Genomic DNA, 12,625 nt, shown 5'->3' with positions numbered 1-12,625 from the left:
ATTATGAAGTCAATCAAAGCGTTAGCAATTGTTTTTTTGGTGGGAGTGATGAGTGCTTTTACGGTAAAGGATTCTGGAGGTTACAAGGTAGGGGATACTGCTGAGGATTTTAGCTTAAAAAATGTAAACGGAAAAATGGTTTCGATGAAATCCTATTCTAAGGCAAAAGGTTTTATCGTAATCTTCACATGCAACCATTGTCCGTATGCCGTAGCCTATGAAGATAGGATTATTGCCTTGGATAAGAAATACAAACAATTGGGATATCCTGTGATTGCAATCAATCCGAACAATCCTGAAAAGCAAAAAGAAGACAGTTTTGACCTGATGAAAGTAAGATCAAAAGAAAAAGGATTTACTTTTCCGTATTTGTTTGATGAAGGACAGAAAATTTATCCGAAATTTGGAGCTACAAAAACGCCACATGTTTATGTCATCCAAAAAACGGATAAATCAAATGTAATCCAATACATTGGAGCTATTGATGATAATTATGAGGATGAAAAAGCGGTGAAACATCGTTATGTTGAAGATGCAGTTGATGCGTTGTTAAAAGGAAACGAAGTACCTGTAAAGCAAACAAAAGCGATTGGATGTTCTATTAAAGCATAGATTAGAAAACAAAAACAGCAAATTCCAAATCTGGATTCTTTTCAGGTTTGGAATTTTTAATATCAATTAAAATTTAAAAGATGAATTTAAGACAAGAAGACTGGGCTACTCAATTGGAAGCCGACACAAATGCAGTTATTTTAGACGTTAGAACTGAAGAGGAGTGCAGTGAGGGAATTATTCCAAGTGCCATCAATATCAATATTTTTAAAGGCCAGGGCTTCATTTATGCCATTGAAGAATTGGATAAATCCAAGAACTATTATGTGTATTGCAAAGCGGGTGGAAGAAGCCAGCAAGCCTGTGATATTATGAACGAATTAGGTTTTGAGAATACGTATAATCTTGTAGGTGGTTTCTCTCAATGGTCTGGTAAAGTGGAACTTCCGTAGAAAAAAGTAAGTATTTGTTAACGATTCATGCCTTTTTTTGTTTAGATTTGTTTGGATTAACAAAAACTATTTTTAGGTATGAGAAGAAATGTTAATAGGTCTGGAAGTATACTCCGGGCAATTATTGGTATTGTTTCAATTACTTTGTCTTTTACCATTTTTTTTGAGGATGAGATAGTAAACTACGGATTGTTTGCTATTGGTGCGGTCTTAATTGTTGCTGCGTTAATTCAGATTTGTCCTTTTTATTATTTTCTTGGATTGAATGATAATAAAACAAAGAAAATGAAGATGTATTAAAAAGAAAGCGGTGTCAATTTTGACACCGCTTTCTTTTTTAATAACTACATCTACTTGACGCTTATCGCAAATCCTCCACCCGGTGCCATCTGCTGTTTCAATTTTGTCTTAGAAGTCACCTTTATCTTTTTGATTTCATAAGCTTGCGGATTGGTTTCGTAGTGTGCGCCTTTTCCATCAGCATAAACTGTTGCTTCGTATGTTTTTCCTTTTGGAAGGAAACTGAAATCCACATTTCCAACTCTTGCGTTTTCATCGGTAATACCGCCCACAAACCATTCGTTTTTACCTTTTGCTTTTCTGGCAATCGTAATGTAATCTCCTGGCTCAGCTTCCAGGATGTTGGTTTCGTCCCAATCAATTGCAACATCTTTGATGAATTGAAAAGCATCCAAATGCTTGTTATAGGTTTCTGGCAAATCAGCCGCCATCTGTAACGGAGAATACATCGTTACATACAAGGCCAATTGCTTTACCAAAGTAGTGTGGATGAATGAATTGTTGTCAGGATTGTAAGCACTTACTTTCGTTTGGAAGATTCCAGGCGTATAATCCATTGGTCCGCCCATCAATCTTGTAAAAGGTAGAATCGTAGTATGATCGGCATTGTTTCCTCCGAAAGCTTCATATTCGGTTCCACGAGCCGCTTCATTTCCAATAAGGTTCGGATACGTTCTGCTCAATCCCGTTGGTCGAACTGCCTCGTGGGCATTTACCATAATTTTATATTCTGCCGCTTTTGTAATGGCATATAAGTAATGGTTGTTTGCCCATTGTCCGTAATGGTATTCTCCTCTCGGGATGATATCGCCTACATAACCACTTTTTACAGAGTTATAACCATTGTCCACCATAAACTGATAGGCCTTGTCCATGTGACGCTCATAATTTCTAATAGAACCAGAAGTTTCATGGTGCATCATCATCTTCACGCCTTTAGAAGACGCATAACGGTGCAATTCCTTTACATCAAAATCCGGATAAGGTGTTACAAAATCAAAAACATAATCCTTTGATTTGCCAAACCAGTCTTCCCATCCTTCGTTCCATCCTTCAACCAATACGGCATCAAATCCGTGTTTTGAAGCAAAGTCAATGTATTCTTTTACGTGTGCTGTGTTTGCGGCATGCTTTCCGTTAGGCTTAGTTTTAGAATAATCCAGTTCTCCTAATTTCACGCTGGTCATGTCGTTATAAGCCCAAGAGCTTTTTCCTGTAATCATTTCCCACCAAACTCCAACATATTTTACGGGTTTGATCCATGAAACATCTTCGTATTTTGTTGGTTCGTTTAGGTTAAGGATTAATTTTGAAGCCAAAATGTCGCCCGCCTTATCGCTTACTACAATCGTTCTCCAAGGCGATTGTGTAGAAGCCTGAAGGTATCCTTTGTTTCCTTTAGCATCTGGAGTTAAGAATGAATTCAGTATAAGATTTTTATCATCCAATTCAAGTGAAAGACAAGAATAATCGACCAAAGCCGCTTCGTGGATGTTGATGTACAATCCGTCCTTGCTCTTCATCATCAAAGGAGTTTGCACACCCGTAGCAGAAAAAGGAAACTGCGAAGCATTTGGTGTAGTTGCCGCTTTCATCTTTCCTCTAATTTCAGACAGGTTGGAAGTAACCGTGCTGTATTCCTGAGTGTCATAGTCCCCCGGAAGCCAGAAAGCCTTGTGATCTCCTGCCAACGCAAATTGCGTTCTTTCTTCCTTGATGATGAAATAGGTCAGGTTTTCCTGTTCTGGAAATTCATATCTGAAACCTAGTCCGTCGTTGAAAAGGCGGAAACGTATCTTAAGCTGTCTGTCTTTTACTGATTTCTGAGCCAAGGTAACCAAGAGCTCGTTATAGTTGTTTCGGATAGTCTTTTGTTCTCCCCAAACTGGATTCCAAGATTCATCAAAAGTGGCATTTTCTGTTTTTACAATTGTAAAGCCGTCTAGAAAAGAAGGAACATCCTTGGTCTCAATTCCTAGCTTACTAGTCTTCATTACGGCTTTATTCTTATAGTTTAAAGCATAAGAGGGAACACCATTCTCGATCAGGCTGAACTTAAGGGTTAGGTTTTTGTCAGGAGAAGTTATTTCCTGTGCTTGTGCGAGCAATCCGAAAGCAAAAAGAAACAATGCGGGGATAAATTTATTCATATGTAATGTTTGTTGATTTTAAAACGAATAAAAATTATATCATTGGCAATATAATTATCGTAAAAATAACAAAAACACAACAAAAAAGAACCATGATTGAAGTAGCACTCAAGAAAAAATCATCATTACAACGTTGTAGTAGAGGCTTTTGTTGAAAGTTTCCTGCTACAATTCCTCTTTCTTCTCTTCCATCAAGGATATTTCAGTTTTCTCCTTTTTGATTCCTTGGCGCAGATAGGCCATCAGGCTCATATAGGTATTCGCTACCCATATCAATGCAAAGCCGGCAATTACGTAACCGCGCCAATCGTCCAGCAGTAAACGGAAATCAGTAAAAATGATGAAGAAAACGGTCACATAATGGCTAAAGCAGTATTCGCAGGTAAAAAGGTAAAAAAACTTCCGTTCCAACAAAATTTTCCCTTTTTTAGAACGCTTCACACAGTATTCCCTCGGTTCGCGAAACACTTCCTCGTGAGTAACGGTCCAAGCCACACACGCAATGGGAATGGCGAGGATGAATAACCAGAGAAGTTGTAGCGTGATTTCCATATCATCAGTAATGTTTAATTGCAAGCAAAAAGTCAAACATCATATTACTCTTTTGTAGTACAGTATTTAGGTCAGCTTTCCTTCAATACCGTCGTCCATCGTTATCCCTGTTACTAACGAAGCAATCATCTTTGCTGCAACAACCACTTTGTTGTGCTTGTTGTTCCAATAGTAGCCGTCATCAAAGGTAAATTTAATAACCGACAAATCCGGATCATCTACACCACCCGGCATCCAAACTTTAATGATGGGGTTCCAAAGCTCCTCAATTTTTTTCCTGTCATAGGAAATAGTAGCCTTTCCATGAAGCGAAAGGAACATGTCATAGCCCTTGGTATAAAACAATTCTACAGTATTATTGGCCTCAATCTCTTCAATTTTGTTTGATTTTTTATCGGTCATAAACCATAGATTACCTTCTTCGTCAATATCCAAGGCCGACATCGGTCTTGATTGTATTTTTCCATTCTTATAGGTACAGAACATACAGGTTTTCATCTCATCAGCCAAGTCCTTGATTTTATTGATGGCTTCGTCGTTGTTGAGGTTTTTTTTGTCGCCCATGATAGAGGTTTTTAAGTCAGTAGATTGAGGGGGTTTTTATTTTGAAGCGTCAAGCATTTTGGTAACTTGAGCTGGAAGCGTGTCATAATTTTCCATCGAAAAAGGTTTCAGCAGCGTACCGATAATTCCAAGATGTGAAGCCTTTTCAGTAATGGATGAATTTATCGTAGTCGAAAATATAATTACCGGAATTGAGTTGTTTTCATCATTTGCTCGCAAAGCCTCGGTTGCCTCCAGGCCATTCATGATGGGCATATACATATCGGTAAGGATAATATCGGGTCGTCTTTTGCTCTTGGCTACAGCATCAATAATTCCCTGTCCGTTGTTCACACAATCTATGATAACAAAGTCAGGATGCTTTTCAAACGATGTTCTGAGCAAGTCAATCTCGTCAAAATCATCATCCGCTATAATGATGCCTATTGGGTTTTTTTGTTGCATTGTATTCTTTTACTAAAATTAATAACCACTAGTAGGCGTAAAAATGGCTATTCACAAAAGTATTTATTTACAGTAAAGGCGTCTTTATAGGATTTAGTCCATAGGTTATACAATTCACATCAAACCTGCATAAGTCTATAATCCACAGAAAATTAAATTGTTATATTTGAAGTGGCAATTAACAACAAATGATTTCAACGATATGGGAGCAAAACCAGAAAATATAGAAGAATACATCAAAACTTTTCCAGAAGAAATACAAAAAAAGCTTCAAGAGATGAGGGCCATAATTAAAGAAAATGCCCCGGAAGCCGAAGAAACCATCAGCTACGCTATTCCAACCTTCAAGCTTAACGGCAAGGCATTGGTTCATTTCGCCGGATTCAAAAACCATATAGGGTTCTATGCCTTGCCAACAGGTCACGAGGCTTTTAAAAAAGATTTTTCAGTGTATAAAACAGGAAAAGGCTCCGTACAATTTCCGTTGGATAAGGAACTTCCGGCAGAGTTGATCACAAGGGTAGTCAAATTCAGAATCCAGGAACTGGCAGAAAATCAAAAGAATAAACAATAAAGTCGAAGATGCTTTGGCCTAAAAAAACTAAAGCACTTTTCGTCCGCGCTCAATATCTTCCAAAGTTGCACATTTGGCTTCAACCACTTCCTCATCAATCGTAAAAGGCAGGTGGATGGCCTCAACCTCCGATAAATCTTCCCCCAAATGATCCGCCATATCCTTCAGGTGGAAAAACCATTCCTTGTCAAATTGAACCTTATTGATGGTGGCATCCTTAAGCAGGAGGTTTAGAGTCAAACGCTTGTTCATGGCAATGTAATTTTTCTGCAAAGATAAACCAAGATTTCAAACCGATGGCGCTCGCCACGGCTCTATTGGTGCAGCTGTAAAATAATTATTTCTTCATCAATTCCCTTACTTCCTCTACGCTTTTCCCCGCCAGCCATTCCGCAACCGACTGTTCATCGGCTTTCGCCTTATACAGCGCCAAGCCGTTGAGGGCATGGTGTTCGGGAAGCTCGATGTCGCGCACAGCAAACAGGTCGTTCGGGGTGCAGTTCAGGTTCAGGCAAAGCGCCGTGAGTTGTTTCATATTCACCTGAACGGACTGGCCCTTGAGCATCTTGTTGGCCGAATTGGTATTGATACCAATCTTGAGCAGGAAGGCCGAGGGCTGGGTGATGCCCCGCGTAGTGAGTACGGTTTTCAAATCCAGAACGATGCTGCTGCTGTTGGGCTTCAAGGTGCCTCTTTTTCCTCTTCTTAGCATAACTTTTTTGGTTTATGAATCAATCAAATATACAATTTATATCTTAATAAGATACTTTTATACCTTAATAATACTATTTTATATTTTAATAATAAACTTTTAAACCTTAATAATGATATTTTATACCTTAATAGTATGTTTTTAAATCTTAATAATACTGTTTTATACGTTAAAAAGATATTTTAAATTATTAAAAGTATAATTTTATACGTTATAGGTATAAAATATACTTCTGTACTTTAAAATAACTACTCAGGCTTTAAAAATTAGCCTTATAGCCAAAAAAAAACACCGGCAAAACCAGTGTTTTTATATACAGTTTAAAAAATATTAGCGCGTAAAAACCAAATCATTCCCTTTCGAAAGGTTTTCATCAAAACGATAACCGTCATAATCAAATCCCTTCAGGTCATCGATTGTTTGAGCATCCGTATCAATGATGTAGCGCACCATCATCCCGCGTGCCTTCTTTGCAAAAAAGCTGATGATTTTTAATTTTCCATCTTTATAATCTTTGAATTCTGGGGTGATTACAGGAACTTTCAAAGCCTTAAAATCAATCGCACCCGAATATTCCTTGCTCGCCAGGTTGATGAACAATTCGCCCTTCTTCAACTCCTTGTTCAAGGATTTCGTTAGTTTTTCCTTCCAAAATTCATAAAGATTTTTGCTGTCTTCAATAGGCAGTTGTGTCCCCATTTCCAAACGGTAGGGTTGCACCAAGTCAAGCGGTTTCAATAAACCGTATAGACCCGAAAGGATCCGCAGACGCTCCTGAAGCATATCAATTTTGTCTGTCGGAATGGTATAAGCGTCCAAACCTACATACACATCACCATTGAAGGCATAGATTGCAGGCCGTGCATTTGTGGTAGTGAAAGGAGTCTTGAATTGTTTGTTGCGTTTCCAGTTCAGTTCCGCCAAGTTATCCGAAATATCCATCAATTCAGACAATTCCTTCGGCGATTTCTTCTTGATGATGCTGTTTACGAGTTTGCTTTCCTTCATAAAAGCACTTTTGGTAAAGCGGTCGGTTGGCATTTCAGTCTCAAAATCAAGCGATTTTGCAGGGGATATGATGATTTTCATTATTTACAGATTAATATCCAAAAGTAAGGATTATGATTCTAAAACGAATCGCTGTGAAATGGAATGTTATGATTTTAGCATAAGAAAAAATGATACTGTTTTTTAGTTATATTTGATAGAACCAATACAATAAAACATGAAAAAATTATTAATCTTAGGAGTAGCCATAGCAGTAGGCTGTTCATCTACCAACACTAAAAACTTCAATAGTGATGACAAAGGCGCTGGAGATACAAGAACCAAAGAGGTGGAGCTTATTAATGAAAATACCTATCTCCTGACCGAACAATCAGACGATAAAACTTATGGTTTCGATCAATCAAATCCAATTAAAGTAGGAGGGGTTCATAAAAAAGAAGGTCCACTGAATGAAAGAAGGTTCTTGAATGCATTATATGGACCAAATGATAAAAAAATGACCTACCACAGAGTAGGAAGTTGTTGTCCATTCAAGACACCTAATGGTTTTGTTAATGGTGGAGGTATGCTCGATCGTTATAGAATTGTTGAAATAGGAAGTAAGGACACTTTGGATATCTATATAAATATGTATGATACAGGAGATTTGAAAATTCCTTTCGGATTAAAAGCGAAAGAGAAATAATATTCAAAAAATAATCCCGAACACCAAGTTCGGGATTATATTTAATAAGTCTATATGTCTAACAATCTAAGTAGTCCAAGAATGTCTAATTAAAAAGATCTTCCTCTATTTGAAAGCTGTTCAAGAACGCAACAGATTTCTGAATGTCATAATGCAAAATTCTATCTTCGGATACAAACGGCACTTCCTCTCTATAGGATTTTAGGAACATCTCAATAAATTCGCTTGATTGCAACGGACGTCTGAATTCTATTGCCTGAGAAGCATTCATCAACTCTATTGCCAAGATGCGCTCCAAGTTTTCCATAACCTTCAACGCTTTCGTAGCGGCATTTGCCCCCATACTCACGTGGTCTTCCTGTCCGTTTGACGATACAATACTGTCAACACTTGCTGGGGTTGACAACTGTTTGTTCTGGCTTGCGATACTGGCGGCGGTATATTGCGGAATCATAAAACCAGAATTCAATCCCGGATTATCGACTAAAAAGGCTGGCAGGCCTCTCAATCCAGAAATCAATTGATAGGTTCTTCTTTCGGAAATGCTTCCCAATTCTGACAAGGCAATCGCCAAAAAGTCTAAGGCCAATGCCAAAGGCTGACCGTGGAAGTTACCACCCGAAATAATCTGATCGCTTTCGATAAACACATTCGGATTATCGGTAACGGAGTTTACTTCGGTCTTGAAAACTTTCTTCACATAATCAATCGCATCCTTCGAAGCACCGTGTACTTGTGGAATACATCTGAAAGAATATGGATCCTGAACGTGTTGTTTTGCTTGCGCAATAATCTGGCTTCCTTCGAGGAATTCATTCACGCGATTTGCCGTTACAATCTGTCCTTTATGCGGTCGGATAAAATGAATCAGCTCGTTGAAAGGTTCTTTTCTTCCGTCGAAACCTTCCAAGGAAATCGTTCCGATCAAATCGGCCAAATACGAATACTTGGCGGCTTTTATCAAAACATATACCCCATAGGCACTCATAAATTGGGTTCCATTCAGCAAAGCCAGACCTTCTTTGGATTGCAACACAATTGCTTTCCATCCAAAATGATCCAAAACCTCTTTTGAGTGTACTTTTTTTCCTTTGAAATAGACTTCGCCTTCGCCCAAAAGAGGTAATGAAAGATGTGCCAATGGCGCTAAATCGCCCGAAGCGCCAAGAGAACCTTGGGTATAAATAACCGGAAGAATATCGTTGTTATAGAAATCAATCAAACGCTCAACGGTAATCAGTTGCACCCCTGAATTTCCATAGCTCAACGATTGGATTTTAAGCAAGAGCATCAGTTTTACAATCTCGTGAGGCACTTCATCGCCAGTCCCGCAAGAGTGTGATTTCACTAGGTTTTCTTGCAGTTGAGATAGGTTTTCATTTGAAATTTTGATGTTGTATAACGAACCGAAACCGGTGTTGATTCCGTAGATGGGATCGCCGTGAAGCTTCATTTTATTATCGAGATAATCACGGCATTTTTGTATGTTGACTTTGGCTTCTTCTGATAATTCAAGTGTTTTTTGTTCAAAAATGATTTGCTGGATTTCTTCGAGCGTAAGCACGTTTGAACTGATATAATGTGTAGTATCCATTTCGGTGTATTTATTGAGGTTTCAAAATTCCGCAAACCGTACTTAAAAAGCAACATTTGTTGATAATATTTCGATAATATTAACCTATGCGATAACGTTTTCGGAAACACGATGGATTCCTTATGTTTAAGCAATCTTGGTTGTATTTTACAAAAAGCACATTGTTAGTAGCGAATAATTGTCCATTTTGCTGTGAATCGGAATAAAAAGAAATCTTCCTTTTACAATAGATTCTTTATTTTTTGAATAAAAAAGGGACAGCACATTTTTGATATTGATATAAATAGAAAGCGTATTTGAATTTTTGATAATAATTTCACGTAAGCTTTTATTATTGTTTTAAAAATGTACATTTGAAAAACAAGATGTCAAACAATAAAGTTAAATATCACTCTTCGATCACAACCCAAACTGCGGTTGTACTTTCCGTTGGCACTACTACCTCTACTACAACTACCCCTTAGGGGTATATTTTTCACATATCATCCTATTGCCTGTATTCTTTTTCGAAAGAAGAGCAAATTTTTTATAATCATTTGATTTTCATACCAAAAACAAAAACAATGAGAACATTAAAATTCGGAGGAACTTCCGTAGCGAATGCCCAGAACATCAAGCTTGTAGTAGACATCATAAAAAATAAGTCGCAGGATTCGCAACTGTCCGTGGTGGTTTCGGCCTTTAGCGGCGTGACCGATTTGCTTTTAGAAACTTCGGCAAAGGCGGCTTCAAAAGACAACGACTACAAATTAATAGTGTCAACAATTGAGAAGAAGCATCTGGAAGCCATCAAGGAACTTATTCCCGTTAGTGAGCAAAGCGCTTTGTTGAGCCATATAAAAAGGATCATCAATCATCTGGAAACCTTGCTCGACGGTTGTTTCCTGTTGGGAGAATTATCAAGCAGGACTTCGGATGCTATTTTAAGTTTTGGAGAATTGTGTTCGTCCTACATCATTGCCGAAGCTTTGAAACAACAGTTGCCAAACAGTGTTTACAAGGACAGCCGTGAACTGATAAAAACCAACAATCATTTCGGGAAAGCCATTGTTAATTTTGAAATAACGAATCAATTGATTGCCGATTATTTCCATTCAAATCCTGCCCAAGTAACGATTCTGCCAGGCTTTATAGCTTCTACAACCGATGGAAACAACACTACACTTGGCCGAGGAGGTTCTGATTATACGGCGGCGATTATTGCGGCTGGATTAAACGCTTCACATCTTGAAATTTGGACGGATGTAAACGGTATGTTTACTGCCAATCCGAAAATTGTGAAGCAGGCGCAACCAATTGAAAAGATTTCCTATCAGGAAGCGATGGAGCTGTCGCATTTTGGGGCAAAAGTACTGTATCCACCGACGATTCAGCCGGTTTTGAACAGGAATATTCCAATTCTGATTAAGAATACGTTTGAACCAGAGGAAGAAGGAACTTACATTTCAAACGAAATCAACTACCAAACGAATCCTGTAAAAGGAATTTCGCATATCGATAAAATTGCCTTGCTGACTGTTGAAGGTTCAGGGATTATTGGTGTTGCTGGTTTTTCTAAGCGATTGTTCGAAGCTTTGTCCAATGAAAGCATCAATGTTATTTTTATTACTCAGGCCTCTTCAGAACATTCGATTTGCATCGGAATCCAAAATAATGATGCCGAAAATGCCCAATTGGTGATTGATAAAGCTTTCGAATTAGAAATCAGTCAGCATAAAATTGATCCTTGCACGGCAGAGAAAAACCTTTGCATTGTGGCTTTGGTAGGGGAAAATATGAAGAACCATCAAGGCTTGAGTGGGAAAATGTTCAGTACTTTAGGAAAAAACAACGTCAATATTAGAGCCATTGCACAGGGAGCTTCCGAGCGAAATATTTCTGTGGTTGTTAACGAACGCGATGTAAAAAAAGCATTGAATACACTACATGAACGTTTTTTTGAAGATAATACGAAGCAGCTGAATCTGTTTGTAATGGGTGTTGGAAACGTGGGTGAAAAGTTCATCGACCAAATCCATCAGCAAAAGAAATTCTTGAAGGATAATTTGAAGATCAATGTCCGTGTGATTGCACTTTCCAACTCCAGAAAAATGCATTTTGATGAAGATGGCATTGCGTTGAGAGAATGGCAATCTGCTTTGGATAATGGAGAAGTGGCCAATAAAGAAAACTTTATTTCAAAAGTAAAAGAGCTGAATTACCGCAACAGTATTTTTGTGGATATTACCGCAAATGAGGTTGTGGCGCACACGTATGACCAATATTTGGAGCAGAATATTGCGGTTGTGACGTGCAATAAAATTGCGTGTTCATCGGTATATTCCAATTATCAAAATCTAAAGCAATTATCCCGTAAATACAATGCTCCCTTTTTATTTGAAACGAATGTTGGTGCAGGTTTGCCCATTATTGATACTTTGAAACACCTGATTGCTTCGGGTGATAAAATTAATAAAATCAATGCAGTTCTCTCAGGAAGCCTTAACTTTATCTTCAATAACTTTAATGAAAACACCTCTTTTGAAGAGGTTGTAAAGGAAGCAGGTGTTCAAGGCTTTACCGAACCCGACCCGAAAATCGATTTGAGTGGCGTTGATGTGGCCCGAAAGATTTTAATTCTGATAAGGGAAAGTGGTTATGAGATGGATATTGAAGAAATTGAAAACAATTGTTTCCTGCCAAAGGAATGTATGGACACCACCAATAATGAAGATTTTTTCGCATCACTGAAAAAACATTCGAGTCATTTTGAAGGTATTTTAGCCGAAGCAAAAGCAAAAGATAGCCGCATAAAATTTGTAGCTTCTTTCGATAATGGAAGAGCAAGTGTTGGTTTGCAGTTTATCCCGAAGGATAGTCCGTTTTATAATTTGGAAGGAAAAGACAACATCGTGGAGTTTTATACCGACCGATATGTCGATCAGCCGTTGATTATTAAAGGTGCTGGTGCGGGAGCGGCCGTGACGGCTTCTGGAATTTTTGCAGATGTAATCAGGATTGGAAATGTTTAGAAATGTAGCTGAGTTGCTGAGGTTCTT

General features: G+C 38.2%; 14 protein-coding genes. 6 read left to right on the top strand and 8 right to left on the bottom strand.

The genetic code is table 11. The annotated features are described in order from the left end of the window. The first annotated feature begins 3 nt into the window (after positions 1–3). The 3 genes from ACI6PS_RS06370 to ACI6PS_RS06360 all read left to right on the top strand — a co-directional run bounded on the left by ACI6PS_RS06370 (position 4) and on the right by ACI6PS_RS06360 (position 1,304). A complete protein-coding gene (locus ACI6PS_RS06370; RefSeq protein WP_421011713.1) occupies positions 4–612 on the top strand; it encodes a thioredoxin family protein in 609 nt (202 codons plus the stop codon). A gap of 80 nt (positions 613–692) precedes the next feature. Beyond that, complete coding sequence (locus tag ACI6PS_RS06365) at positions 693–1,004, top strand: rhodanese-like domain-containing protein (protein WP_421011712.1); 312 nt, start codon at positions 693–695, stop codon at positions 1,002–1,004. 78 nt (positions 1,005–1,082) lie between these two features. Then, positions 1,083–1,304, top strand: coding sequence for a YgaP family membrane protein (locus tag ACI6PS_RS06360; RefSeq protein WP_421011711.1), 222 nt, complete (start codon positions 1,083–1,085; stop codon positions 1,302–1,304). A gap of 50 nt (positions 1,305–1,354) precedes the next feature. On the opposite strand, the gene ACI6PS_RS06355 is transcribed toward ACI6PS_RS06360, so the two are convergent. The 4 genes from ACI6PS_RS06355 to ACI6PS_RS06340 form a co-directional block, all read right to left on the bottom strand. Then, positions 1,355–3,454, bottom strand: a complete 2,100-nt coding sequence (locus ACI6PS_RS06355) for a glycoside hydrolase family 97 protein (RefSeq protein WP_421011710.1) — start codon at positions 3,452–3,454, stop codon at positions 1,355–1,357. A gap of 165 nt (positions 3,455–3,619) precedes the next feature. Next, positions 3,620–4,042, bottom strand: coding sequence for a hypothetical protein (locus ACI6PS_RS06350; protein ID WP_421011709.1), 423 nt, complete (start codon positions 4,040–4,042; stop codon positions 3,620–3,622). Between the two features lie 30 nt (positions 4,043–4,072). Further along, positions 4,073–4,570, bottom strand: a complete 498-nt coding sequence (locus ACI6PS_RS06345; protein WP_421011708.1) for a pyridoxamine 5'-phosphate oxidase family protein — start codon at positions 4,568–4,570, stop codon at positions 4,073–4,075. A gap of 36 nt (positions 4,571–4,606) precedes the next feature. After that, a complete protein-coding gene (locus ACI6PS_RS06340) occupies positions 4,607–5,014 on the bottom strand; it encodes a response regulator (RefSeq protein WP_421011707.1) in 408 nt (135 codons plus the stop codon). Between the two features lie 166 nt (positions 5,015–5,180). On the opposite strand from ACI6PS_RS06340, the gene ACI6PS_RS06335 reads away from it, so the two are divergent. Beyond that, a complete protein-coding gene (locus ACI6PS_RS06335) occupies positions 5,181–5,588 on the top strand; it encodes an iron chaperone (RefSeq protein ID WP_421011706.1) in 408 nt (135 codons plus the stop codon). A gap of 27 nt (positions 5,589–5,615) precedes the next feature. Here the strand turns inward: ACI6PS_RS06335 and ACI6PS_RS06330 are convergent, their stop codons facing one another. The 3 genes from ACI6PS_RS06330 to yaaA form a co-directional block, all read right to left on the bottom strand. After that, positions 5,616–5,861 (bottom strand): hypothetical protein, encoded by a 246-nt coding sequence (locus ACI6PS_RS06330; protein WP_421011705.1) that lies wholly within the window; start codon positions 5,859–5,861, stop codon positions 5,616–5,618. Positions 5,862–5,925: 64 nt separating this feature from the next. Next, complete coding sequence (locus tag ACI6PS_RS06325) at positions 5,926–6,300, bottom strand: helix-turn-helix domain-containing protein (protein WP_421011704.1); 375 nt, start codon at positions 6,298–6,300, stop codon at positions 5,926–5,928. Positions 6,301–6,630: 330 nt separating this feature from the next. After that, the gene (gene yaaA / locus ACI6PS_RS06320; RefSeq protein WP_421011703.1) at positions 6,631–7,389 is read right to left on the bottom strand and encodes a peroxide stress protein YaaA; all 759 of its coding nucleotides are present in this window, start codon (positions 7,387–7,389) and stop codon (positions 6,631–6,633) included. A gap of 136 nt (positions 7,390–7,525) precedes the next feature. Here yaaA and ACI6PS_RS06315 point away from each other — a divergent pair, with 136 nt between their 5' ends. Then, entirely contained in the window at positions 7,526–7,993 is a 468-nt protein-coding gene (locus ACI6PS_RS06315) for a 2-dehydro-3-deoxyphosphooctonate aldolase (protein WP_421011702.1), read from the top strand. A gap of 85 nt (positions 7,994–8,078) precedes the next feature. Here ACI6PS_RS06315 and hutH read toward each other — a convergent pair whose 3' ends face one another. After that, on the bottom strand, positions 8,079–9,587 hold the full coding sequence (gene hutH / locus ACI6PS_RS06310) for a histidine ammonia-lyase (RefSeq protein ID WP_421011701.1): 1,509 nt from the start codon (positions 9,585–9,587) through the stop codon (positions 8,079–8,081). Positions 9,588–10,150: 563 nt separating this feature from the next. Between hutH and thrA the strand changes: the two genes are divergently transcribed. Then, on the top strand, positions 10,151–12,598 hold the full coding sequence (gene thrA / locus ACI6PS_RS06305) for a bifunctional aspartate kinase/homoserine dehydrogenase I (RefSeq protein WP_421011700.1): 2,448 nt from the start codon (positions 10,151–10,153) through the stop codon (positions 12,596–12,598). Positions 12,599–12,625: the final 27 nt, after the last annotated feature.

Source organism: Flavobacterium sp. PLA-1-15, assembly GCF_049060005.1.
Lineage (GTDB): Bacteria > Bacteroidota > Bacteroidia > Flavobacteriales > Flavobacteriaceae > Flavobacterium.
This window is presented reverse-complemented; position numbering and strand designations above follow the sequence as displayed.

Bases quoted from the DNA above. Each gene is read 5' to 3' on its own strand.
- ACI6PS_RS06370 (WP_421011713.1), top strand. From the start codon at position 4: ATGAAGTCAATCAAAGCGTTAGCAATTGTTTTTTTGGTGGGAGTGATG.
- ACI6PS_RS06365 (WP_421011712.1), top strand. From the start codon at position 693: ATGAATTTAAGACAAGAAGACTGGGCTACTCAATTGGAAGCCGACACA.
- ACI6PS_RS06360 (WP_421011711.1), top strand. From the start codon at position 1,083: ATGAGAAGAAATGTTAATAGGTCTGGAAGTATACTCCGGGCAATTATT.
- ACI6PS_RS06355 (WP_421011710.1), bottom strand. From the start codon at position 3,454: ATGAATAAATTTATCCCCGCATTGTTTCTTTTTGCTTTCGGATTGCTC.
- ACI6PS_RS06345 (WP_421011708.1), bottom strand. From the start codon at position 4,570: ATGGGCGACAAAAAAAACCTCAACAACGACGAAGCCATCAATAAAATC.
- ACI6PS_RS06340 (WP_421011707.1), bottom strand. From the start codon at position 5,014: ATGCAACAAAAAAACCCAATAGGCATCATTATAGCGGATGATGATTTT.
- ACI6PS_RS06325 (WP_421011704.1), bottom strand. From the start codon at position 6,300: ATGCTAAGAAGAGGAAAAAGAGGCACCTTGAAGCCCAACAGCAGCAGC.
- yaaA (WP_421011703.1), bottom strand. From the start codon at position 7,389: ATGAAAATCATCATATCCCCTGCAAAATCGCTTGATTTTGAGACTGAA.
- ACI6PS_RS06315 (WP_421011702.1), top strand. From the start codon at position 7,526: ATGAAAAAATTATTAATCTTAGGAGTAGCCATAGCAGTAGGCTGTTCA.
- hutH (WP_421011701.1), bottom strand. From the start codon at position 9,587: ATGGATACTACACATTATATCAGTTCAAACGTGCTTACGCTCGAAGAA.
- thrA (WP_421011700.1), top strand. From the start codon at position 10,151: ATGAGAACATTAAAATTCGGAGGAACTTCCGTAGCGAATGCCCAGAAC.